The organism is Bifidobacterium santillanense (assembly GCF_018555385.1).
GTDB classification, from domain to species: domain Bacteria; phylum Actinomycetota; class Actinomycetes; order Actinomycetales; family Bifidobacteriaceae; genus Bifidobacterium; species Bifidobacterium santillanense.
This window is the reverse complement of record NZ_JAFEJS010000009.1, coordinates 37564-63930: the sequence shown is the minus strand read 5'-3', so window position 1 is coordinate 63930 and position 26367 is coordinate 37564. Positions and strand designations below refer to the sequence as shown.

Below are 26367 nucleotides of genomic sequence, written 5' to 3'. Positions count from 1 at the left end.
AAAGGGATGACCCAGCGATACACCGACTTCCGCGATCGTACGGACGGATCGAGTGATGCATGCGGACGGGAGAGCTCGCACGCGGCTGACGGGACCGCGCCAGCCCGCCCTATCGCACTGGCGATCGTCGACAACGACGTGCTGGCTCTGTCCGCGCTGGCCGACTACCTGAGAACCGTGCTGCCGAACGTCGACGTGCTGTGGTCCGTGGAGTCGGCGGCCGCGGCGCTGCGACGTCTTCGTTCCGGCCGGTCCGATGCGATTCCCGATGTGATGCTTATCGACATGTCGATGCCGGGCATGGACGGCCCCGCACTCATCAGGACGATCCGCGAGCGCGACGGACGCATGACGCTGCTGGCGATGACCTCGTTCCCGCTGGATATGTATGCGCGGGCCGCCGCCGAGGCCGGTGCACAGGGCATCGTCGCCAAACGCGATCCGCGGGGCATAGCCGCCGCAATCCGCCGCATCCGTGCCGCACGGGGCATCGGTCCGCGTGCCAGTGCCGGCGCCGATACCGGCCGCTCCCCCACCACATCCTCCACCGTCTCCGTGACCTTCGGCTCCCCCAAGGCCGCGTTCGAACGTCTCGCGGCGAGTGGCCCGCAAGGTTTGGAGCGGCTCACCGACATCGAGAACACGATCATCGGCATGTGCCGCCGCGGCATGACCTCGACCGAGATCGGCGCCGAACTCGGCATGGCCGCGCCGACGGTGGACACGCATCTCAAACGCGCCTGTGCGAAGGCCGGCGCACGCAACCGGGTGCAGCTGGTGGCGATGTGGGTCGAGGCCAACGGGATGGGAAGGCGCACGGCATGATACGGAACCTGTCACGGTCGCTTCACGGCAATCGCTGGATGTGGGCGTTCGTCGCATGCCTCATGGTCCTGCAGACGGCGCTCTTCGCGGGCGACGACGGACGGCTGTACATCACCGACCAGATCGTGTTCGCGATCATGCTGCTGCTGTCGCCGCTGATTCCCGTCAGGCCGCGCGTGGCGTGCACCCTCATCATCCTGACGTTTTCACTGGCGCAGTTCGACGCCTATTTCAGCGGGTTCGACGCGATCGTCACGGTGATGGCGGCGTTCACGATCGTCGCCGCGCGATCGTCGCCGTGGTATTCACTGGCGTTGTTCTTCGTCATCGCCGCCGCGAACGTCGTCGTCGCCTGGCAGCTCATCCATGTGTACTGGCTCAATGCGGATGAAGTCGTCTCCCGGTTCGCGCAGATGATACTGCTCTTCGCGGTGCTCATGCTCATCGGATTCGCGATCAGACTCGCCTTCGCCCGTGCCGATGCCGATCGACGCGACGCGGAGCTGGCCCGCGAGCGCGATCATGCGGCACAGCTGCGCCGCGACGCCTTGTTGGCGAGCCATCTGCACGATGGTCTCACCAACGATCTGTCGTACGTGACGACGGTGGCGCACACCGAGCTGGCATCGACCTCCAACGAGCATCTGCGCGAGGTGTGGCGCAACGTCATCGCACAGACGGATGACGCGTTCGCCAAAGCCCACGAGGTCATCGACATCCTGCGCGCCGACGGCGGGGAGGACGATGCGGAGACGGCCGCGGGCGGAACGGGCGCGATCGGCGGCGGCCACACACCCGGCGACGATCACCGAGACGGCCATCGCTTTTCCGAGAAGCTGCACGACGCCGTGGCGGACGGACAGCGGTTGCTGTCGACGCTCGGCTATCACGGGTCGGCCATCGTCACGGACGATGCATCGAAGCTGGATGGCGTCTCCATTCCGCCCGACACGGTCGATGAGACGTTACGGCTCATCACCGAACTGTTCGCGAACATCCGCCGGCACTGCGATCCCTCGGAGGACTACGCCATCCTCATCGGCCTCGAGCCGGAACCTCGGAGCCGCCCTCATACGACCGCGGACCGCAACATAGCCGACGGCGTCCGCACTGCCGCCGGCATCGGCGGCGACACAGGCGATGCCGCAGGCAGCGGACACGGAACGCCGGCGACTCGATATCATGCACTCGTCATCACGCAGATGAACACGATGGACCGATCCGCCGACCACCACACGCCCGGAGAATCCGGCAAAGGCCTCGCCCTGCACCATGAAGCCCTCGCCCTGCTCGGCGGGACCCTGACCACCTCGACCGAGGATGGCATCTGGATTCTGCACGCGACGCTTCCCATACGCGCGGAAGAACCATGAACCGGCGGGAGGGTTTCATCCACATCGCCCGCTCATGTTGCGCATCGACGCACGCCATCACTAGCTTGGGCACATGGATACCACACGCAGCACATTCTTTACCTTGGAACAGGCGACGGCGCTTGCACAGCGGACCCACATCGAGTGCCGGAGCATCGCCATGCGGACCGCCCAATCACTATGCTTCAGCCACACCACGGCCTTGAGGCTTCACGGCATGGCGGCATCGATGGATACCCGTCCCGGATTCGACGCGGACCGGTTGCACGTCTGCGTCACGGCGCCCGGAAAACTCTCACGACTACGCGGTGTCCGATTCCATCTCTGGTCGAAGGATACGGCACCCATCCTGCTCGACGATCTGGTGGAATGCATGCCCGCCGAGGACGCCATCTGCCAGATGGCGGCGTACACCGATCTGCCCAGTCTGGTCATCGCGATGGATTGGCTGACCTGCCGCAATCCGGATCTACGGGTGATGTCCCATGCCGAGTTGGAGGGACATGTGCGGAGTCTCGGACGATTCCCCGGCGTCAGATTGTGTCGACAGGCGCTCTCCTACAGTCGCGAGGGCACCGACTCCCCTCAGGAATCCCTGCTTCGGTTGGCCGCCGAGCAATATGGAATTCCCAAGCTGACGGTGAACATGCCGATCATGGACCACGAACTCGGCAAGGAGTACATCGTGGACATGGCGCTGCCGGAATACGGCATCATCATCGAATACGACGGCAGACACCACTACACGATGGACCGGTGGGAGACCGATCTGAACAAAAGAAACCGCCTGACCGCCCTAGGCATGACCACTTTCGTCGCAACCAGAACGACTACGGCGACCGACGATAATCTGCACGCCTTCCTGGCCATGATCGCACGCGAAATCGGCCGCCGACGTGGCGCGAGATAGGTTCTCGCGTCATTTCGTAGGCACTTTTTGCGTTTCCTAGGCAGGTACCGGTATCGGGCAGTCTCGAACCTCTTGGAATTATGGGGGTTGCGGGCCGCGGAATGCTTGAGTGCTTGGGGGCAGCTGCCTAGGAAATACAAAAAGTGCCTAAGAAGTGCGCGCCGGACACACGGACTCCGATTTCGGAATCTCCACGTCACCATGTCGGTGCCGTAACGCCCCCTGGACGGCAGCCACCCGACCGGCATCCGGTCGGGATCCGGCCGAGGCCCGGGCCGGCCCCGACCGATTCGCTCAGTTCAGGGCGAGCGTGCCGGAGAGTATCCGGTTGCTCCTCGCCATGAGACGGCTCACCGGCGCGTACAGCGTGAATCCGATGAGCAGGGCGACGACGAGGTACACGCCCATGCGCCCCATCTGCTCCCAGTAGACGTCGCCGTAGAAGCCGCCGACCGTCTCCCGCAGCGCGGTGATCGCGTGCGAGAACGGCAGGTACGGGTAGAGCTGACGGAACCCGTCGGGGAGCATCTCGACGGGGAAGGTGCCGCCGATGCCGGCGATCTGCGAGACCATGAGCAGCGCGCACACCGCCTTGCCGATGTTGGCGAACACGGCCGCCAGCGTGTAGATGAACGTCGAACACACGATCGACGACCACCACAGGCACAGCATGAACAGGAACGGGTCGACCGTCTGCGCACGCAGGTAGAGCAGATCGCCGAGCCCCAGCACGGTGGTCTGCGCCAGCGAGAACGCGACGAAGGTCAGCCCGCGCCCCAGATACAGCTGCCAGGCCTTGGGACGGTCCAGCATGGCGGCGATGTTCTCCGACACGTTCGTCTTGAGGATGATCCCGAGGAACATGGAGCCCACCCAGATGGCCAGCAGCGTATAGAACGGGGTCATCGACGAGCCGTTGTTCGCGATCGGGTACACGGCGACGCGCTTCATCGACACCGGCGTGGACAGGGCCAGGGCGATGGTGTCCGTGGGCTGCGAGAACAGCGTGCGCACCGTGTCGACGCCTCCGGAGGCCATGGCCTCGTCGATCCTGTCGGCGGCGGAGGAGAGCTTCCGTGACTGTTCGAGCAGCGTGTCATGCGCCTTGCCGATGTTGGACGTCACCTCGCGGATGCCGGCCGACGCGCCGGAACCGGAGGATGAGCCACCGACACTCGTCGTCACGTCGGCGAGCGCGGCCACGGCTTCGTCGAGAAGCGCCTTCGCGTCCGTGCCGGTCCGCTTGGTCGAATCGGCGATGCCGGTGATGGAGGTGACGACGTTGGTCTGATACGAGCGTTTCAGATCGCGGATCGATTGCGCGCCGGCCTTGGCCTGCGCGGCGATGTCCCTGCCCGTGCCGGCGATCGATTGTCCCTTGTCTTCGGCCTTGTCCGCGGCGGCGTCGATCATCGCGTCGGCGTCGGCGAGCCGTTTGAGGGTGCGGTCCACGTCGGCGATGGCGCGGTCCATCGCCGCCTGCGCGGGTGCCGTGTCCAGCGAGCCCCTGATGGAGACCAACGTGCCGCGATACTGCGTCAGGGCGTCGATCATCGGCCGGATGCGGTTCGTGGAGATCGCCCGCAGGGAGGCCGCGGTGTCCGCGGCGCCGTCGGCGGGTTTGTCCAGGGCGCTCTCCGCGTTCTCGCCGACGGCGTCGAAGGCGTCCGCGGCGGCGTCGAGTCCGTCGGACATGCCCGCGTTGGCCTTGTCGGCCGCGGCGGACGCTTTTCCGAGCTTGCCGGCGATGTCTTTCGTCGAGGTGGCGCGGGTGCCGAGCGAATCCTTCGCCTCGCCCATCGACTTGGCGGAGGCGGCGAGCATCGAGGCCGCCGAGTCGGCGAGCGCCGCATAGTTCGAGGCGAGGTCGGCCGCGTCCGAGAGGTCGGATGCCTCCCGCCGCAGATTGGCGCTCAATGCGGTGATGGACCGTAAGCTGTGATCCGTGTCGAGATAGGACATCACGGAGTCGAGCGTGCCGGCCGCGGCCTTCGCGACGGAGGCGGTGAGGGTGTCGCCGATTTGTTGGCGCACGGTGGAGGCGCCCTGATTGGTGACGGTGGAGCCGATGGGGTTCTTCTTGGGATTGGAGTAGTAGACGAGGTTCGCCTTCCGCACCTTCAACGTCTTCGATGATCCCGCGGTCGTGTCGTCGGACGCCCCGCCGGCGTCGAGCAGCGAGAACAGGTCCGCGCTGAAGTCCTTCGGGATGACGATGGCCGCGTAGTATTCGCCGGATTTGACGCCCTCCCTGGCCTTGGATTCGCTTACGAACGTCCAGTCGAGGCTGTCGTTCGCCCGCAGGGCGTTGGCGACCTGGTCGCCGACGTTGACCGTCGCCGGCAGCATGTCGCCCCGGTACCCCTTGTCCGAGTTGACGACCGCGACCTTCATGCCGCCGGTGCTGTCGTAGGGGTTCCAGTTGGCGTAGATGTTGAACCATGCGTAGAACGACGGCATGAGCACCAGTCCGATGGCGATGATGAGCGCGATCACGCTGCCGCGGATGCGCCGGATGTCGTTGCGGAGGATGGTCCATACGTTCCTCATCGTCCGGTCTCCTTTCCTTCGGTCGTTTCGACGGTCGTCGCCGTCGCCGCGGACGTGCCGGCGGACGCCCCGCCGAGCACCGCCGTGACCGCGGTCATGGCCGACCGCAGCAGCCCCTCGGCCCCGATCTCGGTGTCGCGCGCCTGGCGAGGCAGGTTATGGTGGATGTATTCGATGGCGATCAGCGCGATGTCCACCACGACGATCAGCGCCAGCCATGCCGCGAGGAATCCGATGCCCGGTCCGACGATCATCATGATCGCGAGGAAGATGACGGGCACGAGCCAGATGAGGTGGAATCCGAATCGGATCAGACGCGGGTACAGCCGTTCGAACCGCTCGGCCCGGCGGCGCACGCCCGCTCCCCAGTCGGGGTCGGCGAGCAGCTTGCGCACGGTGACCATGACGTTGCGTTCGGAACCGACTACCTCGAGCCGTCGGACGTTGATGAGGTCGGTGTCGGCCAGTTCGCGGTTGAACAGGTCGTTGAGGTTGGCGAGCGCGGGACGGCACAGCATGGCCGCCGTCAGGAACACGACGGCGAAGACCGCGGTCTGCGTAAGCCGCATCCAGAAGTCCATGCCGTGGAAGCCGCCGATCGCCTCGCGCAGCGCCCCGACGCCGTAGGTGAACGGCAGGAACGGGTACAGCAGCCGGTAGAAGCGGGGCATCATCTCGATCGGGTACATGCCGCCCGCTCCCGGCACCTGCAGGATCAGGAAGATCACGCTCAGCGCCATGCCGATGTGGCGGAACATCATGACCAGGCCGTACGCGATGGAGATGTAGGTCATCGAACACACCATCGCGCCGAGGTAGTACGCCCACGGCACGTTGCATTGGATGCCGATGAGGAGGTTGCCGGAGGCGATGACGATCGACTGGATCGCCGCGACGGCCATGATCAGCAGCCAGCGTCCGAGGAACGCCTGCTTGGGGGTGAGCCCCTCGATGCCGTCCGAATCCGCGTCGTTCCTGATCAGGGTGAGCGCCACGAACGCGCCCGCCCAGCAGGCGAGGTTCGTGAAGAACGGGGCGATGGCGGTGCCGTAGTTCTTCATCGGGTAGTATTCGCGGCTCTCCATGCCGACCGGGGAGGCGAGGAACGAGGAGACCTGATCGGCGTCCACGTTCGCGAGCCCCTTGACGCCGGCCCATGCCTCGCCCGCGCGCAGTACGGCGAAGTCGGCCTTCGTGCGTTCGACCGAGGCGCTCACCCTCCCGAGCGCCGCGTCGGTCCGCCCCATCACGTCGGATGCCGAGGCGAGGGTCGCGTCGAGCTGGACGAGACCGGAGTCGAGTTGTCTCAGGGATGCCGCGGCGCCGCCCACCGTCCCGGACAGGCCGACGAGTCCGGTGGCGACGCCGGCGAGGTTCCGGTCGATCGATGCCGACGTGTTCGAGGACAGGGTGGACAGCACGTCGGTTCCGGCATCCAACATGCCCAGCGAGTCGGAGAGCTTCCCGTCGGCGGTCCGCATCGCGGCGGGGATCGCGTCGTTGATTCGCCGCATGGAGTCGATGTGCGCGGCGAGATCGTCGTGATGCCGTTTCGCCTGCGCGAGGGCGTCCGATCCGGCGAGCTGCGGATCGGCGTCCATCGCGTCGATCGCGTCGCCCAGGGCGTCGTTCGCCGCCTCGAGCGTGGACAGCGAGGAGTCGACGCGGCCGGAGATTGCCTCGGCGTCGCCGGCGATGCCGGACTGCGCCCCCTCGATCCGTCCGGACAGCGCGCCGAACCCGGTCCTCGCCTGGGCCGCGGACGCGTTCATGGACTGCTGGAACGTCGTCAGCCCCGTCCGGGCGGTGTCGACGGACGACGCCGTGTCGTCGATGCTCGTCGACAGCGTGTCGGCGCGGGCCGCAAGTCCCGCGAGGGTCCGGCGCGCCTGCGCCATGGTCGCGCGCGACTCCCTGATGGCGGATTGGGCGGCGACGATCTTCGCCCGGGCCGACGCGATGCTGGATCGGACTTCATCGAGTTTGACGTCTAACTGCTTTGCCGTCGAATCGAGCGAATCGTTCGCCTTGCCCGCCTCCTTGGCGAGCGTCTTCGTGACGGTAGCGCTGACGGTGGTGACGAACGATGCGTTGATCTGCTGTTCGAGGGCGTTGGCGCCGGACTGCGTCACGCGCGGCGCGAGCGTGTTGACCTTCTCGTTGACGTGGAAGGCGAGTTCGGGGCGGACGAATCTCCCGTTCAGCACGCTGGTCAGGTCCGCGCTGAAGTCCTCGGGGATGACGATGGCGGCGTAGTATTCGCCCGATTCCACGCCGTCGAGGGCGCCCGTCTCGTCGACGAAGCTCCATCCCAGATCATGGTTGCCTTTCAGAGCCTTCACGGTCTGGTCGCCCACGTTGAGTTCGGCGCCGTTCACCGAGGCTCCCCTGTCGTTGTTGACCACAGCGATCGGCACGTTGCCGGTGTTCGCGTACGGGTCGAGGTTCGCCGCGACGTTGAACCACGAGTACAGTCCGGGCACCACCGAGGACGCCAGGACGATGACCACGGCGGCGGGCACCGCGCATATGCGCTTCACGTCGCGGATGAAGACGCGCAGGACGTTGTGCATTGCTTATCCGTCTCCTTGCTGATTCTCGTGTCGTCCGGCCGTTACCGACCGGACACGTCCCGATCCGGTTCCGGGCCCGCGACCGCACCCGCGGCCGCGTCGGAATCGGCCTCCACGGCATCGCCCGCCTCCGCCGAGGCGATGTTGCGGGCGAGCATGCCGAACCCGAGCATGTGCGTGTTGCCGGCCGCGATGTCGGCGGCGAGGTCGACGGGCTCCACGCGCCCGCGTCGGTACCATTCCTTGAGCACGCCGATGACGCCGGCCGCGAGGTAGGCGAAGTGGTAGTCGCGCACGGCCGCCGCGGTCCGGCCGTCCGTCCCGCGATCCGTGTGCGCCGCGGCGATGGGGTCGATGAGTTCGTTGCAGTACGCGCCGATCGCGGCGATGAGGTCGCCGGAGAGCGTGTCGCCCGACCTGCCGACGACCAACAGGGACGTGGACTCGTCGGTGGCGGCGAACGTGAAGATGTCCCGGATGAGCGGCGCGTAGTCGTCGCGGAGGATCTCCTCGCGATGGCGGGCGATGATGCCCTTGTACGAGTCGACGAGCTCGCGTTTGATCTGCTCGAAGATGGCGTAGATGTCCGTGTAGTGCACGTAGAACGTGGCCCTGTTGACGTCCGCCAGTTCGGTGAGCTCACGCACCGAGATCCTGTTGAGCGGCTTGGTCTCCAGCAGCTTGAGCAGTGCGCTTTGCAGCAGCGTCTGCGTGCGCCGCGACCGCCTGTCCAGGGGCTTGCCCGCCGGTCCGTTCTGGGATCTCCCGCCCCGATCCCCCACGGTTGCGCCGTTGCCCGTCGCAATGTCCGATTCCGTCATGCCGATGCCTCGATTCGTTGCCGTCCCGCGCGGGCGGCGGCTTGCGATGGCCGCCGACGCCTGCACGTGTTCCTCATGTCGCCGACATCATAGCAGACATTCATCGACAAGTGTCGATAAACCATATTACTGTCGAAGATTGTCGACGGTCGGAGAGAGTAGTCGGGAACCGTTCCGGAAGGCCCGCGAAGGCCCGAAAACGCGCGAAACCCCAGCCGAATGGGCTGGGGTTTCGCGCGTTTTCGGTCCGGAACGACGATCCTCACCGTCGCGTCAATCGGATCGGACGGAAGCCGGGCCGGGGCGTCATTGCAAACGCTTCGTTCGGGGCTCAGGCGCCGTACTGCTCGAGGTAGGCGTCGGCGGCGGCCTTGATCTCCGGGGTCACGTACGGTTCGCCGGAGGCCGTCTCGATGTGCTGTCCGGCCTCGAAGATCTCGCGCACGTTGGCGATGGCGAACACCGGGAAGCCGAACTCGGCCTCGACGGCCTTGACGGCGGAGGTGTCGGAGTCCTTGGTCTTCTCCATGCGGTCGACGGAGAGCACGAGGCCCACGACCTCGACGTCCGCCTCGGCCTTGAGCTTCGGGATGACCTCGCGCACGGCGGTGCCGGCGGTCATCACGTCGTCGACGAGCAGCACCTTCATGCCGTCCTTGAGCTGGGTGCCGACCATCATGCCGCCGTCACCGTGGTCCTTCTTCTCCTTGCGGTCGAAGGTGTAGCCGATCTCCATGCCGTGCGCGGAGGTGAGTGCGATGGCGGTGGACACGGCCAGCGGGATGCCCTTGTATGCCGGGCCGAACACGGTGTCGATGTCCTTCGGCAGGCGTCCGGCCTCGATCTCGGCGGCGACCTTCTCGGCGTAGAACGCGCCGAGCGTGGCGATCTTGGTGCCGTCGTTGAACGCGCCGGCGTTGATGAAGTACGGGGACTTGCGGCCGGACTTCAGCGTGAACTCGCCGAATTTGAGGGCCTTGGCCTCGAGCAGGAACTGCGTGAAGCGGATGTCGAGCGATGCGGTGTCAGTCATATCAATCCTTCCTTGGTTTCACAGAGATCGACGCACGTGGGTCAGCGCCAGGTCTCGCCCGCGGCGAGCTTGGCGGCGAGCTCCGGGCGATCGTCGAGCAGGTCGTCGAGCTCGCGCGCGACGCGCAGCGGCGCGACCGGGTCGAACAGCGCGGCGGCGCCCACCTCGACAGCGTTCGCGCCGGCGTACAGGTATTCGAGCGCCTTCTCGCCGGAGTCGACGCCGCCGATGCCGATGATCGGGATCTCCGGCAGCGCGGTGCGCGTGCGGTACACGGCCACGAGGCCGACCGGCAGCACGGCTGGGCCGGACACGCCGCCGGTGACGTTGGCGATGATCGGCTCGCCGGTGCGGATGTCGATGCGCATGCCGAGCAGGGTGTTGATCATGCTCAGCGCGTCGGCGCCGTGCTCGACGGCCGCGCGCGCCGGCACGGTGATGTCGGTGACGTTCGGTGTGAGCTTGATGATCATCGGCTTGTCGGTCATCGGGCGCAGACGGTCCATGAGCTTGGCGAGGGCGACCGGGTCGGTGCCCACGCTCATGCCGCCGTGCGTCACGTTCGGACAGCTCACGTTGATCTCGAGCATGTCGGCGTCGGAGTCGGCGAGTTTGGCGACGACGGCCGCGTAGTCGTCGTCGCTGTGGCCGGCCACGTTGGCGACGACCGTGGCGCCCGCCTTCTTGAGCTTGGGCAGGTCGTCGGCGAGGTAGTGGTCGACGCCCGGGTTCTGCAGGCCGACCGCGTTGATGTTGGAGGCGGGGCCCTCGGCGGTGCGCGGCGAGGGGTTACCCTCCCACGGAATCGGCGAGCAGCCCTTGGTGGAGACGGCGCCGAGCTGGCTCACGTCGTAGAACCAGCGCACGGCCGCGTACTGGAAGGTGCCGGAGGCGGTGCCGACCGGGTTCTTCCACGTGACGCCGGCCACCTGGGTGGGATGCTTCCACTCGTGCGCCTCATACAGGTTGATGTGCTTGTCGTTGACGTCGGCCATGTTCACTCCCCCCATCCGAGCTGTTCGCGGGTGAACACCGGTCCGTCGGCGCACACCTTGAGACGGCCGTCGACGGTGTCGACGGTGCACAGCACGCAGGTGCCGTAGCCGCAGCCCATGCGCTGCTCCATGCTCAGCTGGCAGGCGAGGTCGCGCTTGGCGGTCCAGGCGGCGACGGCCTTCATCATCGGCAGCGGACCGCAGGAGAGGATCACGGTCTCGAGCCCTTCGACGTGCAGCGCGCCGGAGGCCTCGAGACGGTCGAGCAGCGTGATGACGTTGCCCTCGGACTCGTCGATGCTCACCGCGGCGTCGGCGAACGGCTCGACGAAGCGGTCGGCGAAGTGCTCGTCGCGGTAGCCGAAGACGGCGGTGGTGCGGGTCGCCGGGTCGCCGGCGAGGCACTGCGCGGCGTAGATGAGCGGCGGCACGCCGAGGCCGCCGGCCACCAGCACGTAATGGGCGGCCTGCTTGGTCCTGAACGGGCGGCCGAGCGGGCCGAGCACGTCGATGGAGTCGCCGGCGGCGAGTCGCGCGAATCCGGCGGTGCCCTTGCCGACGACCGCGAAGATCACGCTCACCTCGTCACCGTGGACCTCGCTCACGCCGAACGGGCGCGGCATCGGCATCAGGGGGTCGTCGGTGAACAGGTTCACGAACTGGGCGGGGCGCGCGTGCTTCGCGATATAGGGGTCGCGGAAGGTCAGGCGCACCACGCGGTCGGCGAGCTTCTCGACTGCGGTGATCAGGGCGGGGTGGCGCGGCGGGAAGTATCCGGCCGCGACGGCCTCGTCCACCACGTCGTAGGTCGGGGTGAAGGTGGCGGTCATCATGCTCCTTGGTCGAAGAACGGATTGGGATGCGGCGTCACGGCCGCGGGTCACAGCACGGCGCGCAGATCGTCGCGCATGGCGACGGCGGCCTCGCGCGCGGTGTCGAAGACGAGGGCGAGCGCGTCGTCGGCGGACATGGACTTGGAGTAGCCGCCGTTTTTCTTCCACGCGCCGATGATGCCGCGCGAGGAGTTGACGATGGCGCCGGAGCCGTCCCGGTCGAACATGCCGCGCACGTCGGCGGCGGTGCCGCCCTGCGCGCCGTAGCCGGGCACGAGGAAGAAGGTGTGCGGCATGCGCGCGCGCAGCGCCCTGCCTTCCTCGGGGTGGGTGGCGCCGACGACCGCGCCGACGCGCGAGTAGCCGTGGGATCCGATGGTGTCGGCGCCCCAGCCCTCGACGAGGTCGGCGACATGCTCGTACACCTTGGAGCCGTCGGCGAGGTCGAGCATCTGCAGTTCGCTCGACGACGGGTTGGAGGTGCGCACCAGCACGAACAGGTCCTTGTCGCTCTCCTTGGCGGCGTCGACGAACGGGGTGATGCCGTCGGTGCCGAGGTACGGGTTGACGGTCACGGCGTCCACGTGCCACGGGTCGTGGCCCTCGACGCCGGAGAGCATGTGCGCGTAGGCGGCGGCGGTCGAGCCGATGTCGCCGCGCTTGACGTCGGCGAGCACGTACAGGCCCTGGGCCGCCGCGTATTCGCAGGTCATCGTGTACACGTCGACGCCGGCGGGGCCGAGCGCCTCGTACATCGCGATCTGCGGCTTGACGGCGGGCACGATGCCGCGGATCGCGTCGATGATCGTGCGGTTGAATTCGTAGAAGGCGACGGCGAGCTGCGCGGCGGGCACCTCCTCGGGGGTGTCGACGGAGTCGCGCACCTCCTCGGCGAAGCTCGCGACGACCTGCGGCGGCACCAGCGCCTCGGTGGGGTCGAGTCCGACGACGCTGGGGTTCTGCGTCGCCTCGATCGCGTCGATCAGACGGTCCATGATGTTCCTTCCTTCGTGAAAAACTTCGCGGGTGCGGGCCGGGGCGAAGACCGGGACCCACACCATGGTCCGGCCCCGTGGCCGGTGTCTACAGACGGCTGAACGCGAGGTTGCGGCCGATGATGGTGGCGAGCGGGAGGCCGGTGACCTTCCATCCGCCGAACGGGGTGTTGCGCGCCTTCGAGTGGAAGCGTTCCGGGTCCACGGTCCATTCGGCCGCCGTGTCGAGCACGACCAGTCCGATGCCGTCGGCGGTCTCATCGCGTACGGCCGACAGGTCGAGCACACGCTTGGCGTCCGGCTCCTGCGAGGCGTCGGTCTCGCGGTCGAGCAGCGCGGTCACGTCGGTGGGCTCGTGGCCCATCAGGCGCATCGGCTCGACGCTCATCAGCTCGATCAGGCGCTTGTCGGAGATGAAGCCGCCGTCGACGAGACGCGAATGGCACACGCCGTACGCGCATTCGAGGCCGATGATGCCGTTGGGGGCCTCGAGGAAGCCGAGGGCCTTCTCCTCCATCGTGTGCGGCGCGTGGTCGGTGGCCAGCAGGTCCACCGTGCCGTCGGCGATGGCCGCGACGGTGGCCTTGCGGTCGGCCTCCGAGCGCAGCGGCGGGTTCATCTTGGCGAGGGTGCCGTATTCGAGCAGCGCCTCGTCGCTCAGGGCGAGGTAGTGCGGCGCGGTCTCGCAGGTGATCGGCAGGCCCTCGGCCTTGGCGGCGCGGATCGCCTCGAACGAGATCGCGGTGCTCACGTGCTGGAAGTGGACGTGGACGCCGGTCTCGCGGGCCTTGGCGATGTCGCGCGCGACGACCTTGAGTTCGGTGTCCTCGGGGATGCCGGGCACGTTCAGCTCGCGCGAGACCGGTCCCTCGTTGACGGCGCCGGTGTCATGGTGCTCGCAGTGCTCGATGAGGGTGAGGCCGCTCGCCTTGGCCAGCGCGAATACGTCGTCGAGGATCTCGGGGGTGACGGCGGAGCCGTCGTCGCTGATCGCGGTGACCGGATGCGCAAGCTGGTACGTGTCCTTCGACCCGTCGTCGACGCCCGGCATGTAGCGGCGCCAGTGCTCCAGATCGGTGGCCTCGCGGCCGGCGCGGCCCTTGGACGCGCACACGCACAGGTCATAGCGCACCGGCAGGGTCACGTCATGGGCGGCCCCGTAGTGCTGGAGGTAGTCGATGACGCTGTCGTAGCCGGCGTCGAGCACCTCCCTCGCGCCCGGCGCGCCCGGGTCGGCGATCGTCTCGCCGTCCATCGCCGGCACGGTGTTCGGCATGATGAGCACGTCGGTGTAGCCGCCGGAGGCCGCCGCCGCGCAACCCGAGACCATCGACTCCTTGTAGGTCTGGCCGGGATCGCGGAAGTGGACGTGCGGATCGGCGAAGCCGGGCGCGAGCGTCAGTCCGGTGGCGTCGATCTCGACGTCCCCGGAAACGGCCGAGCCGTCGGCGCCCCTCGCGCCGTCCTCGAACAACGTTCCGTCCGCGGGCACCTTCAGGTCGATGATCTCGTCGGTGTCCCACACCTTGATGTTGCGCAGCGTGAGCATTGGGTCTCCTTAGCGGTCCCCGGGCATGCGCCCGGAATCGGTCTTACAGCTTGGCTTCCTCGTCGCAGTAGTCGCAGCGGTACTCCTGGCGCTCGGAGTGCGTCAGGTGGAACATCTGGTCGATCCCGCGCTCGGTGGTGGTCACGCAACGGGGGTTGCGGCAGGTGAGGATGTTCACCACGTGCTCGGGCAGCGTCGGGGTCTTCTTCTCGACGATGTGGCCGCCGCGCACGATGCCGACGGTCGCGGTGCGGGCCACGAGACCGAGCACGTCGAGGTCGATGCTCGGGTTCTCCTCGCCGTCGCGGTCCTCGATCTTGATGATGTCCTTCGAGCCGTACAGATGGCTGTCGGTGTTCATGATCAGGGCGAGCTTGGTCTTGGCCGGATCGATCTTGAGGTAGTCGAGCACCTTGAGCGCGGTGCCGGCCGGCACGTGGTCGATGATGATGCCGTTGACGATGCTGGTGACTTCCATCAGGCCTGGACCTCCTTGGTCTCGAGCGGTTCGTATCCGGGCAGTTCGTCGCCCACCACGGTGCTTTCCAGGGCCATGCGCATGAGCATGCCGTTCTTGACCTGCTCGAAGTACGCGGCGCGCGGGTCGTCGTCGACCTCGACGGCGATCTCGTTGACGCGCGGCAGCGGGTGCAGCACGGCCATGTCCTTCTTGGCGTGGGAGAGCTTGTCCTCGTCGAGGATGTAGGTGTCGCGCAGACGCAGGTAGTCGTCCTCGTTGAAGAAGCGCTCCTTCTGCACGCGGGTCATGTACAGCACGTCGAGGTCGCCGATCACGGAGACGAGGTCCTTGACCTCCACGTAGGAGCAGGACGGGGTGGCGTCGATGCGGTCGAGCACGTACTGCGGGGTCTTGAGCTCGTCGGGGCTGATGAGCACGAAGTTCACGTTGCCGAAGCGGCACAGCGTCTCGATCAGGGAGTGCACGGTGCGGCCGAACATGAGGTCGCCGCACAGGCCGACGGTCAGGTTGGTGACGCGGCCGAAGCGCGACTGCAGGGTCGCGAGGTCCGCGAGCGTCTGCGTGGGGTGCATATGGCCGCCGTCGCCGGCGTTGATGACCGGCACGCTCGCGGCGCGGGAGGCGACGAGGGCCGCGCCCTCCTTCGGGTGGCGGATCGCGACCACGTCGACGTAGTTGGAGACGGTCTTGAGGGTGTCGGCGATGGACTCGCCCTTGGTGACGGACGCGAGCTGCGCGCCGGCGAAGCCGATCACCTTGCCGCCGAGACGCAGCATCGCGGTCTCGAAGCTCAGACGCGTACGGGTCGAGGGCTCATAGAACAAAGTGGCGAGCACCCTGCCGTCGCAGGCGTGCGCCACTTCCCTGCGGTGGGAATCGATGTACTGCGCCTTGTGCAGCAGGTCCTGGATCTTGGGGATGGAAAGGTCATCGAGGGAGATGACGCTCTTACCGATCATCGGCGTCTCCGCCGGCTCTTGTGGAGTTGACACGGCTCACCTTTCGTGCGTTGAAGCTGTTGAAGGTGGCCACTAACGTGACCTATCCGACTATAGACCATTTCGAAGACTCGCGCCGCACCTCCCGTTCCCCGCGCGTCACCCTCCGTTCATCTTCGGCCCGACCCTCAGCCGGCCAGCCGTCGGCCGATGACGTCGAGGAAGGCGTCCGCGCCGGCCTGTCGTCGCGACGCATCGGGACGGGACGGGGTGTCGTCGAACACGTAGACGTCGAAGGTGGGCAGCGTCGCCCCCGTCACCGGCATGAACGCGATGCGCCCGTCCCGCTCGACGGCGACGGACGCCATCAGCCCGACGGCGATGCCGGACGCGATGATCGACCTCATCGTGCCCACGTCGGCGACCTCGATGATGTCCGTGGGATCGATGTGCGAGCGGATGAACGCGCCGGCCGCCTTCGAGTGCACGAAGTCGTCGGACAGGGTGACGAAGCGCATGCCCTTCATCGCCTTCCCGTCGGACAGGTCGAACGTCATCCTGCCGGCGAGCGCCGCCGCGGCCGCCCCGGCCTTCGCGTAGGCGAGTCCGAACGGGCACGAGGCGATGCGGAACGTGCGGGCGCCGCCGAACGTCGGCGACGCTTCGACGGCGGCGACCGCGCCGAAATCGACCTCATGCCGTTCGATCTCGTTAAGAAGCCGCCGCGAACCGACGGACTGCACGGCGACGTCTCCGTCGAGTTCGCCGGACAGGGTGCACGCCAAGGCGTCGATGGTCTCGTCGCCCAGCAGGTATGCGGAGATGATCGGCGGCAGTCCCACGGAGTAGGAGACGGTCCGCTCGCCGCGCACCGGAGCGTCTTTCCGCCCGGCGCGCGCGATCTCGTCGGGCAGACGGTTGATCTCATCGAGGATCGCGGCGGTATGGCGGATGAGGGCGAGGCCGGCCGGCGTGAGCGTGGCCTCTCCCCCGGCCCCGAACCGATGTCGTTCGATGAGCGTCGCGCCGAGCCGGCGTTCGAGGCGTTTGACCGCCTGCGAGACGGTGGGCTGCGAGACGCGGGCGGCCGCGGCCGCGTCGGTGAAGCTGCCGAGCTCGGCGACGAGCTGGAAGAACTCCAGATCGCGGATGTTGTCTATCGATGCCATAAGCCGCCTTGCCTCAGGGGAACGATGCACCATTGTATCGTGAGTCCACGGGGCAGGGCGGCTTGGCCGGGGCGGACGGATGGCGGGCGGATGACGCCGACGGCTCAGTCGATGCGCCAGGTGTTCGCCTCGACGGCGGCCTCGACGTCCGGCACGGGTTCGCGGTTGAGCCCCTCCGCGATGGCCTGCTCGGCGACGGCGACGGCGACCCTGCGCGAGATCTCCTTCAGGTCGCTCACGGGCGGCAGGACGGCGGCGCCCGGTTCGTCCACGTCGATCATGCCGGAGATGGCGTGCGCGGCGGCGAGCAGCATGCGGTCGCTGACGAGACGAGCCTTGCCGACGATGGCACCGAAGCAGATGCCCGGGTACATGAGCGCGTTGTTGCCCTGTCCGATGCGGTAGGTCACGCCCTCGTACTCGACGGGCTCGGACGGGGTGCCGGTGATGACGAACGCCTTGCCTTCGGACCATCGGATCACGTCGGCGGCCTTCGCCTCGGCCAGTTCGGTCGGATTGGAGATCGGGCACAGCAGCGGACGCTCCACGTGGGCGCACATGGCGCGCACCACGCGCTCGTCGAACGCTCCGGGACGGGTGGAGGTGCCGATGAGCACGCTCGGTCGGAACGCGTCGACCACGGACGCGAGGTCGGTCGGGTTCCCGAGCGACGGGAATTCGCCGGCCTGGCGCGCGTACTTGCGCTGGCCTTCGGTCAATCCCTCCTGGCCTTCGACGACGAGGCCGTACCGGTCGACGAGCGCGACGCGGCCCATCGCTTCGGCGCGGTCCATGCCGCCGTTGACGACGAGATCGTCGACGAGCTGGTCGGCGATGCCGACGCCGGCGGTGCCCGCGCCGAAGACGAGGATGCGCGTGTCGTCGTAGGAGGTGCCGGCGATGCGGCGGGCGGCGACGAGCGCGGCGAGCACGGTCACTCCGGTGCCCTGGATGTCGTCGTTCAAGGTAAGCACGTCATTCCGGTAGCGTTCGAGGATCGGCGCGGCGGTGGGACGTCCGAAGTCCTCCCAATGCAGCAGCGCGTCCGGATAAAGCTCGAGGCAGTCGTGGACGAACGCGTCGATGAACGCGTTGTAGCGTTCGCCGCGCACGCGCGGGAAGCGGTTGCCGACGTAGCGCGGATTGTCGAGGAGCTCCCGGCGGTCGGTGCCCACGTCGATCATGACGGGCAGCACGCGCGAGGGGTCGATGCCGGCGGCGGCCGTGTAGACGGCGAGCTTGCCGGTGAGGATCTCCGCGCCCTGCGCGCCCCAGTCGCCGATGCCGAGAATGCCTTCGCCGTCGGTGGCGACGATCAGGTCGATGTCGCGGCCCTCGGCGTACTGGCGCAGCGCGTCCTTGATGCGCTCGGGGTGCTCGATGGACACGTAGGCGACGTCGGATCCGAAGTAGTACTCGTCGTACCGCATGATCGACTGGGCGACGGTGGGCGCGTAGACGATCGGCATGTATTCGGTCAGATGCCTGGACATGCCGCGGTAGAACAGACGGCGGTTCTCGCGGCACACGCCCATCAGGAACAGGCGCCTGCCGAGGTCGTCCGGAATGGACCGGAAACGCTCGTATACGGTCTCCTCCTGCATGTCGAGCGACTGCACGGCGGCGGGCAGCAGGCCGTCCACGTCGGCGGCGACCCGCTCGTCGATCGTGGCGGCGAGTCCGCGGGTGGTGAAGGAATCCTTGAGTGTGGCGAATCCGGTCATGATGTCGTTCCTTATGCTTGGACGTCGATTCGGGGCGCGGCGCCGTCGATGTCGTCGTCGTGCCGTCTCACACGATAGAGGCGAGTCGACGTCCCCTCAAATAAACGAAACCACTATGACAACACGCCTTGTCCTCCAACGCTTCCGATGATTCGCGGCCGCACGCCGACCCGTGGCGGAACCCGATGGGCGGCATTCATGCGAGGCTGCGACGACGCCCGCCGCATCTCTGTCGCATCGGTCGCATCTACACTGGAGGAGGATGAAGGAGACCGGGTGAGACGGAAAGGAACGACCATGCGTCTGAGCTCAGTGAACCGGATCGAGACGGATATCGCGGTCGACGACCGGCTGTTCGTCATGTTCCACGGGTACGGCAACGACGAACGGGAGATGGTCCGCGTCATCGACGCCGTGTACGCGGGAACCGGCCGCGAGGCGAGCTACCTGTCGTTCCACGGCACCTATGACCGCAGGTACATGGGCGGAGCCTACTGGTATCCGGACGGCTGCGGCGTCGACGAGCGCCGGCGCGAGTGCTCGGCCGTCGGCGACGCGGTGGCCGGACTGCTCGATTCGCCGATGTTCGCCCCGCGCCGCAGGATCCTCGTCGGCTTCTCGCAGGGCGGCTACATGTCGTACCGCATCGTGCGCGAGCATCCCGACATATTCGACGCGGCGATCCTGATGAGCCCATCGTTCAAGGGCGAGGAGGAGACGGACGGCGCTTCGATCGAAGGGGACACGCGGTTCCTGCTGCTCTACGGCTCGCGCGACCGCACGATTCCGCTCGACGATCAGCGCACCGCGCATCGCGCGCTCGGGGAGACCGGCCGTCTCGAGTCCCGCGAGTACGCGGGGATGGACCATGCCATCGCCGACGCGGAGATCGCGGACATCCGCGCGTTCGTCGGACTCGACGCGCACTGACGTTCGACACCATCCGACACGGGATCATTCGCATCGCGGTCCCTCCCGTCCTTCGCGCCGATCGGCGGAACCGGACCTTCCTCAGATCAACCCGAAGTGACGGAACGCGACGGCGATGCCGTCGGCGTCGACCGGCGCCGTGGTCCAGTCGGCGATGGCCTTGATGCCGTCGGTGGCGTTGCCCATAGCGACGCCCACGCCGGCGGTCTCGATCATCTCGGTGTCGTTCTCCGAGTCGCCGATGGCGATGGTGTCGGCGATGTCGACGCCGTAGAGGTCGGCCACGTACTTGAGGCCGGTCCCCTTGTTGACGCCCGGCGTCATGCCCTCGCCGTTGGTGGGAGCCTCCAGTCCCATCGATCCGCTGACGATCTGCAGGTCCGGACCGATCGCCTCGCGGATGTCGTCGAGCGTGAGACGCGACGAGGCCGGAGCGAAGAACGTGCACTTCGAGCCGGGCACGAGTTCGCCCAGCGGCACCTTGTCCAGCCAGGCCGCAGCCTTGGCATCCTCGAGCACACGCCACCAGTCGCCGCCGTAGCTCGCATGCATGGTGCGACGCACCCATTCGACGTGCGCCATGTACCCGGCCGACGCCCACAGACCCTTCGACGACTGCCACATGTAGTTGACGCCGATCTCGTCGAAGACGCGGCACGCCCGGGTCACGACGCCCGGGTCGATGAAACGGTCGAGCAGGACCTTGCCGTCGATCTCGACGTACGCGCCGATCGCGCCGACGATGCCGTCGAAGCCCGGGTAGAGCACCTCGTCGTCGATCTCCGGACGGGAGCGCCCGGTGTCGATGAACACGAGATGCCCGTTGCGCTGTGCGGTGTGGATCGCGTCGAGCGTGGACGGCGCGATCACATGGTCGCGTCCGAACAGGGTGCCGTCGATGTCGAGAAAGACGATTCTGCGGTTCACATGTGCTCCTTCGTTCGTGTTCCGTCTCCTGATTTCCGTGTCCTACGATACGACGAAATCCTCCCCTCGCATGCGCGTGAGGGGAGGATTCCTTCAGCCCTTCGGAACGGTCGCGCTCACGCGGTCACAGCTCCTCGCCGTTGGTCTCGATGACCTTCTTGTACCAGTAGAAGGACTTCTTGCGGCTGCGCTTGTATGAGCCGTGTCCCTCGTCGTCGCCGTCGACGTAGATGAGACCGTAGCGCTTCTTCATCTCGCCGGTGGTGAAGCTCACCACGTCGATGCAGCCCCAGACGGTGTAGCCCATGACCGGCACGCCGTCGAGGTCGATGGCCTTCCTGACCTCCTCGATGTGGCTCTTCAGGTACTCGATGCGCGAGTCGTCGGCGATGTAGCCGTCGGCGTCGGGCGTCTCGTACATGCCGACGCCGTTCTCGACGATGAACAGCGGCTTGTTCCAGCGCTCGTACATCTCGCACAGCGAGTAGCGCAGGCCGACCGGATCGATCTGCCAGCCCCAGTCGGTGGCCTTGATGTACGGGTTCGGCACCAGACCGTCGAGGCCGTGCTCCATCGCATCGAGCTTGGAGCCCTGGGAGCTGACCGCCACGGACATGTAGTAGCTCAGCGAGATGAAGTCGACGATGCCTTCCTTGATGACGTCGAGGTCGCCCGGCTCCATGTGGATGTCGATGCCCTCTCGCTCCCAACGCTTCCACAGGTAGCGCGGGTACTCGCCGTGGACGTACACGTCGCCGAACAGGTAGCGGTTGCGCATCTCGGTCTGGGCGAGCATGACGTCGTCGGGACGGCAGGTCTCCGGGTAGATCGGCACGAAGGAGAGCATGCAGCCGATCCGGAAGTCCGGGTTGATCTCGCGGCCCTGCTTGACGGTGAGCGCGGCGGCGACGAACTCGTTGTGGATCGCCTGCCAGACCTTCTGCTCGACGGTGTGCGGATCGTCGTCCGGGTTCGGGATGATGCCGGAGTTGGTGTACGGGAAGATCGGGGTGTGCATGTTCATCTGGTTGTCGACCTCGTTGAAGGTCAGCCAGTAGGTCACCAGATCCTTGTAGCGCTCCATGACCGTGGTCGCGAACTTCACGAAGCAGTCTACGACCTTGCGGTTGGTGAAGCCGCCGAGCTTGGCCAGGTGCAGCGGCATCTCGAAGTGCGAGAGCGTGACGACCGGCTCCATGCCCTTGGCGCGGTAGTCCTTGAACAGCTCCTCGTAGAACTTGAGGCCCGCCTCGTTCGGCTCCTCCTCGTCGCCGTTGGGGAAGACGCGCGACCACGAGATGGAGGTGCGGAAGCACTTGAAGCCCATCTCCTGGAACAGCATGTCATCCTCGCGGAACGTGTGGTAGTAGTCGATGCCGCGATGGTTCGGGTAGTTGAGGCCTTCGACCACGCCGTCGGTGATCTTGCGGGCGACTCCGGCGGCGCCGCCGGTCAGCACGTCGCAGATGCTCGGTCCGCGGCCGTCCTCGTTCCATGCGCCTTCGAGCTGGTGCGCGGCGACCGCGCCGCCCCACAGGAAGTTATCGGGGAATCCCATCGTTCGTGTCCTTTGTTGCGTTTGCGTTCTTGTCGACGATGCCGCGCGGCCGTCGCGCCGCCCACGGCATCGTCCCGGGTGAGACGGCCGGGGCCGGCCCGCCGATGTCCCCCATGGAACGTTCAGCGGGCCGGCCCCGGTGCGGGGCGAGGAATCAGACCTCCTCGCCGTTGGTCTCGATGACCTTCTTGTACCAGTAGAAGGACTTTTTGGGCTTGCGCTCGAAGGTGCCGTGGCCCTCGTCGTCGGCGTCGACGTAGATCATGCCGTAGCGCTTCTTGAACTCGCCGGTGCCGGCGGAGACCAGATCGATGCAGCCCCAGACGTAGTAGCCGCGCACGTCCACGCCGTCCTCCTCGACCGCCTTCTTCATCTCCTTGATGTGGGCGGACAGGTATTCGATGCGGTTGTCGTCGTGGACGGTGCCGTCCTCCTCGACCTTGTCGTAGGCGCCGAAGCCGTTCTCGACCACGTAGATCGGCATCGCATAGCGGTCGTAGAGGCGACGCAGCACGTAGCGCAGGCCCTGCGGGTCGATGGTCCAGCCCCAGTCGGTGGCCTTGAGGTACGGGTTGGGGACCTCGCCGGCCACTTGCGTGGTGGGCGTGATCTCCTTGGAGGCCGTCGCGGAGACGGTGGCGGACATGTAGTAGCTGATGGAGATGAAGTCCATGATGCCGCCGGCGATGATCTCCTCGTCGCCGGGCTCCATCTCGATGGTGATGCCCTCGTTCTCCCAGCGCTTACGCAGGTACTCGGGGTACTTGCCGTGCGCGTAGACGTCGGTGAACAGGAACTTGTCGCGCATGCGCTCCTCGGCGTAGATGGCGTCCGCCGGGTTGCAGGTGGCCGGGTAGACCGGGGTGAACGCGATCATGCAGCCCATCTGGAAGTCCGGGTTGATCTCGTGCGCCTTCTTCACGACCAGAGCGGAGGCGACGAACTCGTTGTGCACGGCCTGCCAGATCTTCTGCTTGCGCTCCTGCATCGGGGTGTTCTCATCGAAGTACACACCGGAGTTGGTCCAGCCGAAGAACGGCATGCCCATGTTCATCTGGTTGTTGACCTCGTTGAAGGTCAGCCAGTACTTGACCTTGTCCTTGTAGCGCTCCATGACCGTGGTCGCGAAGCGGACGAAGCAATCGATCGCCTTGCGGTTGGTGAAGCCGCCCATCTTGGCCAGGTGCAGCGGCAGCTCGAAGTGCGAGAGGGTGACCAGCGGCTCGATGCCCTTGGCGAGCATGTCGTCGAACAGGTCGTCGTAGAACTTGAGGCCCTCCTCGTTCGGCTCGGCGTCGTCGCCGTTGGGGAAGATGCGGGTCCAGGCGATCGAGGTGCGGAACGACCTGAAGCCCATCTCCTGGTAGAGGGAGTGGTCCTCCTGGTAGTGGTGGTAGTAGTCGTTGCCCCAGTGGTTCGGGTAGATCTTGCCGTCGACGATGCCGTCGGTGATCTCGCGCGGCACGCCGTGGCGGGCCGCGGTCATCACGTCGGCGACGGACATGCCCTTGCCGCCCTCGTTCCATGCGCCCTCAAGCTGGTGGGCGGCCACCGCGCCGCCCCAGAAGAAGTTCTTCGGGAAAGCCATCGTTCAGTTCTCCTTGTTCTCGAGCTTCTTGTAGACGTCGATGAGCTCGAGCACCATGGTGCGGATCACCTCGGCGCTCATCATCTGGTCCTCGACGTGGGTCATGAGCAGGGTCGGGGTGATCGGGTTGCCGGCGGCCTCCTGCTGGACCATCGCGGAGTGCGCCTCGTGACCGCCGTTGTAGCTTTCCAGACCGCTGGCCAGCAGCTCCTCGGCCTTGGCGTAGTCGCCGGCCTTGGCGGCGCGCAGGGCCTCGATGTAGTCGGACTTCGCGGTGCCCGCGGCCGTGATCATCTGGAAGCAGGTCATCTCGTATTCTTCTTGCGTCATTGCAGTCATGCCTTCTTTGTCGTTGTCTGTATGGTGGTTCTCGATGTTTGCATGCCCGGAAACGGTCCGGTGAGCAATCCGGCCGGGGACGGACTGGACCGCGTTCGTCGCGTCGCGTCCGTCGCCGGCCGGAGGTTCGTTCTCGTTACTTGGCGATCTCGATGGCGTGGGCGAGGACCTTGTCGCCGCGCATCATGCCGTAGTCGCGCGGATCGATGGCGTCGACGCCGGCGCGGTCGCCGAAGTTGGACTTGACGTTGGCGAGCTCGTAGCGCACCTGCGGGCCGAGGAGGATGACGTTGGCGTCGGAGGCCTTGACGTCGAGCTCGGTGACCGGGCAGGCGCTGATGTTCACGTCGACGCCCTTCTTGACGGCGGCTTCCTGCATCTTCTTGACGAGCATGCTGGTGGACATTCCGGAGGCGCAGCACAGGACGATCTTCATGGTGGTTTTCCTTTCGGTTTCGGCCGTCATCGGCCGGTTTGGTTGATTGGGGGTATTGGTGTTGTGGTGTGTTGAGTTATGGATGGAAGTGTGGGCGATCTATCAGGCCTCGGCCTCGGCGGCGGCCATCTCGGCCTCCTCCTTGACGTAGATGCGGTCCTGCATCTTGACGAACGGCAGGTAGATCAGCGTGGACATGGCGGTGATGAGGATCTGCAGCAGCGAGCCCTTCCAGCCGGCGACGATGAAGCCGGAGATGATCGGCGGGGTCGTCCACGGCACCTGGACGGCGCCGAACGGGGCGATGAAGCCGGTGATCTGCACGAAGTACATCACGACGATCGCGGCGAGCGGGGCGAGGATGAACGGCGCCAGGAAGTACGGGTTGAAGCAGATCGGCAGACCGAAGATGACGGGCTCGTTGATGTTGAACAGGCCGGGCACGAAGGACATCTTGGAGACCTCGCGCAGCTGCTGGGAGCGGCCGACGATGAACACGGCGATGAGCAGGCCGAGGGTCAGGCCGCAGCCGCCGAACTTGTTGAACAGGTCGTAGAGCTGCGGGGTGATGATGTGGGCGCCGTTGTCGCGGGTGAGGGCGACGCCGGAGTCGATGAGCTGCTGGTTGGCCAGGGAGTTGGCGGTGGCGAGCGGCAGCAGGATGCCCTGCATGACGTTCGGGCCGTGGATGCCGCACCAGAACATGAGCGGCGGCAGGATGGCGAAGATGATGGCGCCGGCGAGGTTGTCGGTCAGGCCCTGCAGCGGGGACTGGATGACCTTGAAGATCATCTCGGTCAGGGACACGCCGCCGAAGATCTCGCACAGCTGGTAGGCCAGGGCGGACGCGCACAGGACGATGAAGCCGGGGATGAGGGCGGAGAACGCGTTGGACACGCCTTCGGGCACGGAGTCGGGCATCTTGATGCGCACGTTCTTCTTGATGCACTTGGTGAAGACCCAGGCGGAGAACAGGCCGCAGATGACGGCGGAGATGATGCCGTTGCCGCCGACCCACGTCAGCGGGATGACGTTGGCGACCTCGGCGGAGGAGCCCTTGGGCAGGGCGTCCACGGTGCTGTGGTCGATGCCGAACGACGACGGGGAGACGCAGAAGAACGAGACCATGGCGAGGATGGCGCCGGAGATGCCGTCCAGCTTCTCGTTGTGCACGTAGGAGTAGCCGACGCCGACCGCGACGACGATGGCCAGGACGTTGAAGGTGGCGGAGTACGCCTGGTTGAGTCCGATGGCCCAGTTCTCGGTCAGGTACTTCGACATGAAGTCGGAGTAGCCGTTAATCGGGATGTTGGCCACGAGCAGGAAGATCGAGCCGAGCAGGGTGACCGGAAGCGTCAGGATGAACGCGTCCTTCAGGGCCACCACGATCTTGAAGGTGCTGAACCGAGCGAAGCCCTTCATCATGGCATCGCCGGCAGCTTGGAAATGCTCCTTCATTGGATTTCTCCTTGTTCCTCCCGTCCCACATCGCTGTGAGGCGGTTTCCATTCCTTTTCAGCAAGTTCGATTTTTCTTAAGTTGTTCGAACTTCTTGGCTATAGTATGCACTTGTTCGAATAACTTGTCAACATCGCGACACGCCGGGAATTACGGCGTTTCTTTAACTTCATCGCAGCAACTATTAACTTCGTTAACGCTCACAACGGCGAAAACTGGCCAAAGTTGTACGAATAACTTTTTCTGATATCGAACAACATGAAAGTGCAACTTTTTTCGTCGGGCCCCGAAGCCGCGGAACATCCCGACAACGGGCGGCACGCGGGGCGCCCCGCACCCACCTCACCGGACCCCACGCGCAA

22 protein-coding genes are annotated in these 26367 nt (G+C 66.3%); 4 read left to right on the top strand and 18 right to left on the bottom strand.

Annotated elements, in window-relative coordinates; all coding sequences use genetic code 11:
* Window positions 1–6 precede the first annotated feature (6 nt).
* The 3 genes from JS528_RS08570 to JS528_RS08560 all read left to right on the top strand — a co-directional run bounded on the left by JS528_RS08570 (window position 7) and on the right by JS528_RS08560 (window position 3108).
* Window positions 7–825, top strand: a complete 819-nt coding sequence (locus JS528_RS08570; RefSeq protein ID WP_214358652.1) for a response regulator transcription factor — start codon at window positions 7–9, stop codon at window positions 823–825.
* A gap of 62 nt (window positions 826–887) precedes the next feature.
* The gene (locus JS528_RS08565; RefSeq protein ID WP_214358651.1) at window positions 888–2198 is read left to right on the top strand and encodes a sensor histidine kinase; all 1311 of its coding nucleotides are present in this window, start codon (window positions 888–890) and stop codon (window positions 2196–2198) included.
* 73 nt (window positions 2199–2271) lie between these two features.
* Window positions 2272–3108, top strand: a complete 837-nt coding sequence (locus JS528_RS08560) for a PDDEXK family nuclease (protein WP_214358650.1) — start codon at window positions 2272–2274, stop codon at window positions 3106–3108.
* Between the two features lie 294 nt (window positions 3109–3402).
* On the opposite strand, the gene JS528_RS08555 is transcribed toward JS528_RS08560, so the two are convergent.
* From JS528_RS08555 to JS528_RS08500, 12 genes are all read right to left on the bottom strand, one after another.
* The gene (locus tag JS528_RS08555; RefSeq protein WP_214358649.1) at window positions 3403–5658 is read right to left on the bottom strand and encodes a YhgE/Pip domain-containing protein; all 2256 of its coding nucleotides are present in this window, start codon (window positions 5656–5658) and stop codon (window positions 3403–3405) included.
* Window positions 5655–8231, bottom strand: coding sequence for a YhgE/Pip domain-containing protein (locus JS528_RS08550; protein ID WP_214358648.1), 2577 nt, complete (start codon window positions 8229–8231; stop codon window positions 5655–5657). Before JS528_RS08550 ends, JS528_RS08555 begins: the two co-directional genes overlap by 4 nt.
* A 41-nt stretch (window positions 8232–8272) precedes the next feature.
* Window positions 8273–9052 (bottom strand): TetR/AcrR family transcriptional regulator, encoded by a 780-nt coding sequence (locus tag JS528_RS08545; RefSeq protein ID WP_214358647.1) that lies wholly within the window; start codon window positions 9050–9052, stop codon window positions 8273–8275.
* Window positions 9053–9383: 331 nt separating this feature from the next.
* A complete protein-coding gene (pyrE, locus tag JS528_RS08540; RefSeq protein WP_214358646.1) occupies window positions 9384–10085 on the bottom strand; it encodes an orotate phosphoribosyltransferase in 702 nt (233 codons plus the stop codon).
* Between the two features lie 41 nt (window positions 10086–10126).
* Window positions 10127–11080, bottom strand: coding sequence for a dihydroorotate dehydrogenase (locus JS528_RS08535; RefSeq protein WP_240541419.1), 954 nt, complete (start codon window positions 11078–11080; stop codon window positions 10127–10129).
* Window positions 11081–11082: 2 nt separating this feature from the next.
* Entirely contained in the window at window positions 11083–11913 is an 831-nt protein-coding gene (locus JS528_RS08530) for a dihydroorotate dehydrogenase electron transfer subunit (protein ID WP_214358644.1), read from the bottom strand.
* Window positions 11914–11960: 47 nt separating this feature from the next.
* Window positions 11961–12908, bottom strand: a complete 948-nt coding sequence (gene pyrF, locus JS528_RS08525; protein WP_214358643.1) for an orotidine-5'-phosphate decarboxylase — start codon at window positions 12906–12908, stop codon at window positions 11961–11963.
* 88 nt (window positions 12909–12996) lie between these two features.
* Entirely contained in the window at window positions 12997–14457 is a 1461-nt protein-coding gene (locus JS528_RS08520; RefSeq protein WP_214358642.1) for a dihydroorotase, read from the bottom strand.
* Window positions 14458–14500: 43 nt separating this feature from the next.
* Window positions 14501–14935, bottom strand: a complete 435-nt coding sequence (locus JS528_RS08515; RefSeq protein WP_214358641.1) for an aspartate carbamoyltransferase regulatory subunit — start codon at window positions 14933–14935, stop codon at window positions 14501–14503.
* The gene (pyrB, locus tag JS528_RS08510; RefSeq protein ID WP_214358691.1) at window positions 14935–15897 is read right to left on the bottom strand and encodes an aspartate carbamoyltransferase; all 963 of its coding nucleotides are present in this window, start codon (window positions 15895–15897) and stop codon (window positions 14935–14937) included. The genes JS528_RS08515 and pyrB overlap by 1 nt, the downstream gene beginning before the upstream one ends.
* Before the next feature lie 167 nt (window positions 15898–16064).
* On the bottom strand, window positions 16065–17045 hold the full coding sequence (locus JS528_RS08505) for a LysR family transcriptional regulator (protein ID WP_214358640.1): 981 nt from the start codon (window positions 17043–17045) through the stop codon (window positions 16065–16067).
* A 104-nt stretch (window positions 17046–17149) separates the two neighbouring features.
* Window positions 17150–18769 (bottom strand): NAD-dependent malic enzyme, encoded by a 1620-nt coding sequence (locus JS528_RS08500; protein ID WP_214358639.1) that lies wholly within the window; start codon window positions 18767–18769, stop codon window positions 17150–17152.
* A 297-nt stretch (window positions 18770–19066) separates the two neighbouring features.
* Here JS528_RS08500 and JS528_RS08495 point away from each other — a divergent pair, with 297 nt between their 5' ends.
* A complete protein-coding gene (locus JS528_RS08495) occupies window positions 19067–19699 on the top strand; it encodes an alpha/beta hydrolase (protein ID WP_214358638.1) in 633 nt (210 codons plus the stop codon).
* An 81-nt stretch (window positions 19700–19780) separates the two neighbouring features.
* On the opposite strand, the gene JS528_RS08490 is transcribed toward JS528_RS08495, so the two are convergent.
* From JS528_RS08490 to JS528_RS08465, 6 genes are all read right to left on the bottom strand, one after another.
* Complete coding sequence (locus JS528_RS08490) at window positions 19781–20626, bottom strand: HAD family hydrolase (RefSeq protein WP_214358637.1); 846 nt, start codon at window positions 20624–20626, stop codon at window positions 19781–19783.
* A gap of 124 nt (window positions 20627–20750) precedes the next feature.
* Entirely contained in the window at window positions 20751–22184 is a 1434-nt protein-coding gene (locus JS528_RS08485; protein WP_214358636.1) for a 6-phospho-beta-glucosidase, read from the bottom strand.
* Between the two features lie 154 nt (window positions 22185–22338).
* Window positions 22339–23772: a 6-phospho-beta-glucosidase gene (locus JS528_RS08480; RefSeq protein WP_214358635.1), complete on the bottom strand. Its 1434-nt coding sequence runs from the start codon at window positions 23770–23772 to the stop codon at window positions 22339–22341.
* A gap of 3 nt (window positions 23773–23775) precedes the next feature.
* Complete coding sequence (locus JS528_RS08475) at window positions 23776–24102, bottom strand: PTS sugar transporter subunit IIA (protein WP_240541418.1); 327 nt, start codon at window positions 24100–24102, stop codon at window positions 23776–23778.
* A 145-nt stretch (window positions 24103–24247) separates the two neighbouring features.
* A complete protein-coding gene (locus tag JS528_RS08470) occupies window positions 24248–24547 on the bottom strand; it encodes a PTS sugar transporter subunit IIB (protein WP_214358633.1) in 300 nt (99 codons plus the stop codon).
* A 102-nt stretch (window positions 24548–24649) separates the two neighbouring features.
* Window positions 24650–26005 (bottom strand): PTS sugar transporter subunit IIC, encoded by a 1356-nt coding sequence (locus JS528_RS08465; RefSeq protein WP_214358632.1) that lies wholly within the window; start codon window positions 26003–26005, stop codon window positions 24650–24652.
* Window positions 26006–26367: the final 362 nt, after the last annotated feature.

Bases quoted from the DNA above. Each gene is read 5' to 3' on its own strand.
- JS528_RS08570 (WP_214358652.1), top strand. From the start codon at position 7: ATGACCCAGCGATACACCGACTTCCGCGATCGTACGGACGGATCGAGT.
- JS528_RS08565 (WP_214358651.1), top strand. From the start codon at position 888: ATGGTCCTGCAGACGGCGCTCTTCGCGGGCGACGACGGACGGCTGTAC.
- JS528_RS08560 (WP_214358650.1), top strand. From the start codon at position 2,272: ATGGATACCACACGCAGCACATTCTTTACCTTGGAACAGGCGACGGCG.
- JS528_RS08555 (WP_214358649.1), bottom strand. From the start codon at position 5,658: ATGAGGAACGTATGGACCATCCTCCGCAACGACATCCGGCGCATCCGC.
- JS528_RS08550 (WP_214358648.1), bottom strand. From the start codon at position 8,231: ATGCACAACGTCCTGCGCGTCTTCATCCGCGACGTGAAGCGCATATGC.
- JS528_RS08545 (WP_214358647.1), bottom strand. From the start codon at position 9,052: ATGACGGAATCGGACATTGCGACGGGCAACGGCGCAACCGTGGGGGAT.
- pyrE (WP_214358646.1), bottom strand. From the start codon at position 10,085: ATGACTGACACCGCATCGCTCGACATCCGCTTCACGCAGTTCCTGCTC.
- JS528_RS08535 (WP_240541419.1), bottom strand. From the start codon at position 11,080: ATGGCCGACGTCAACGACAAGCACATCAACCTGTATGAGGCGCACGAG.
- JS528_RS08530 (WP_214358644.1), bottom strand. From the start codon at position 11,913: ATGATGACCGCCACCTTCACCCCGACCTACGACGTGGTGGACGAGGCC.
- pyrF (WP_214358643.1), bottom strand. From the start codon at position 12,908: ATGGACCGTCTGATCGACGCGATCGAGGCGACGCAGAACCCCAGCGTC.
- JS528_RS08520 (WP_214358642.1), bottom strand. From the start codon at position 14,457: ATGCTCACGCTGCGCAACATCAAGGTGTGGGACACCGACGAGATCATC.
- JS528_RS08515 (WP_214358641.1), bottom strand. From the start codon at position 14,935: ATGGAAGTCACCAGCATCGTCAACGGCATCATCATCGACCACGTGCCG.
- pyrB (WP_214358691.1), bottom strand. From the start codon at position 15,897: ATGATCGGTAAGAGCGTCATCTCCCTCGATGACCTTTCCATCCCCAAG.
- JS528_RS08505 (WP_214358640.1), bottom strand. From the start codon at position 17,045: ATGGCATCGATAGACAACATCCGCGATCTGGAGTTCTTCCAGCTCGTC.
- JS528_RS08500 (WP_214358639.1), bottom strand. From the start codon at position 18,769: ATGACCGGATTCGCCACACTCAAGGATTCCTTCACCACCCGCGGACTC.
- JS528_RS08495 (WP_214358638.1), top strand. From the start codon at position 19,067: ATGCGTCTGAGCTCAGTGAACCGGATCGAGACGGATATCGCGGTCGAC.
- JS528_RS08485 (WP_214358636.1), bottom strand. From the start codon at position 22,184: ATGGGATTCCCCGATAACTTCCTGTGGGGCGGCGCGGTCGCCGCGCAC.
- JS528_RS08480 (WP_214358635.1), bottom strand. From the start codon at position 23,772: ATGGCTTTCCCGAAGAACTTCTTCTGGGGCGGCGCGGTGGCCGCCCAC.
- JS528_RS08475 (WP_240541418.1), bottom strand. From the start codon at position 24,102: ATGACGCAAGAAGAATACGAGATGACCTGCTTCCAGATGATCACGGCC.
- JS528_RS08470 (WP_214358633.1), bottom strand. From the start codon at position 24,547: ATGAAGATCGTCCTGTGCTGCGCCTCCGGAATGTCCACCAGCATGCTC.
- JS528_RS08465 (WP_214358632.1), bottom strand. From the start codon at position 26,005: ATGAAGGAGCATTTCCAAGCTGCCGGCGATGCCATGATGAAGGGCTTC.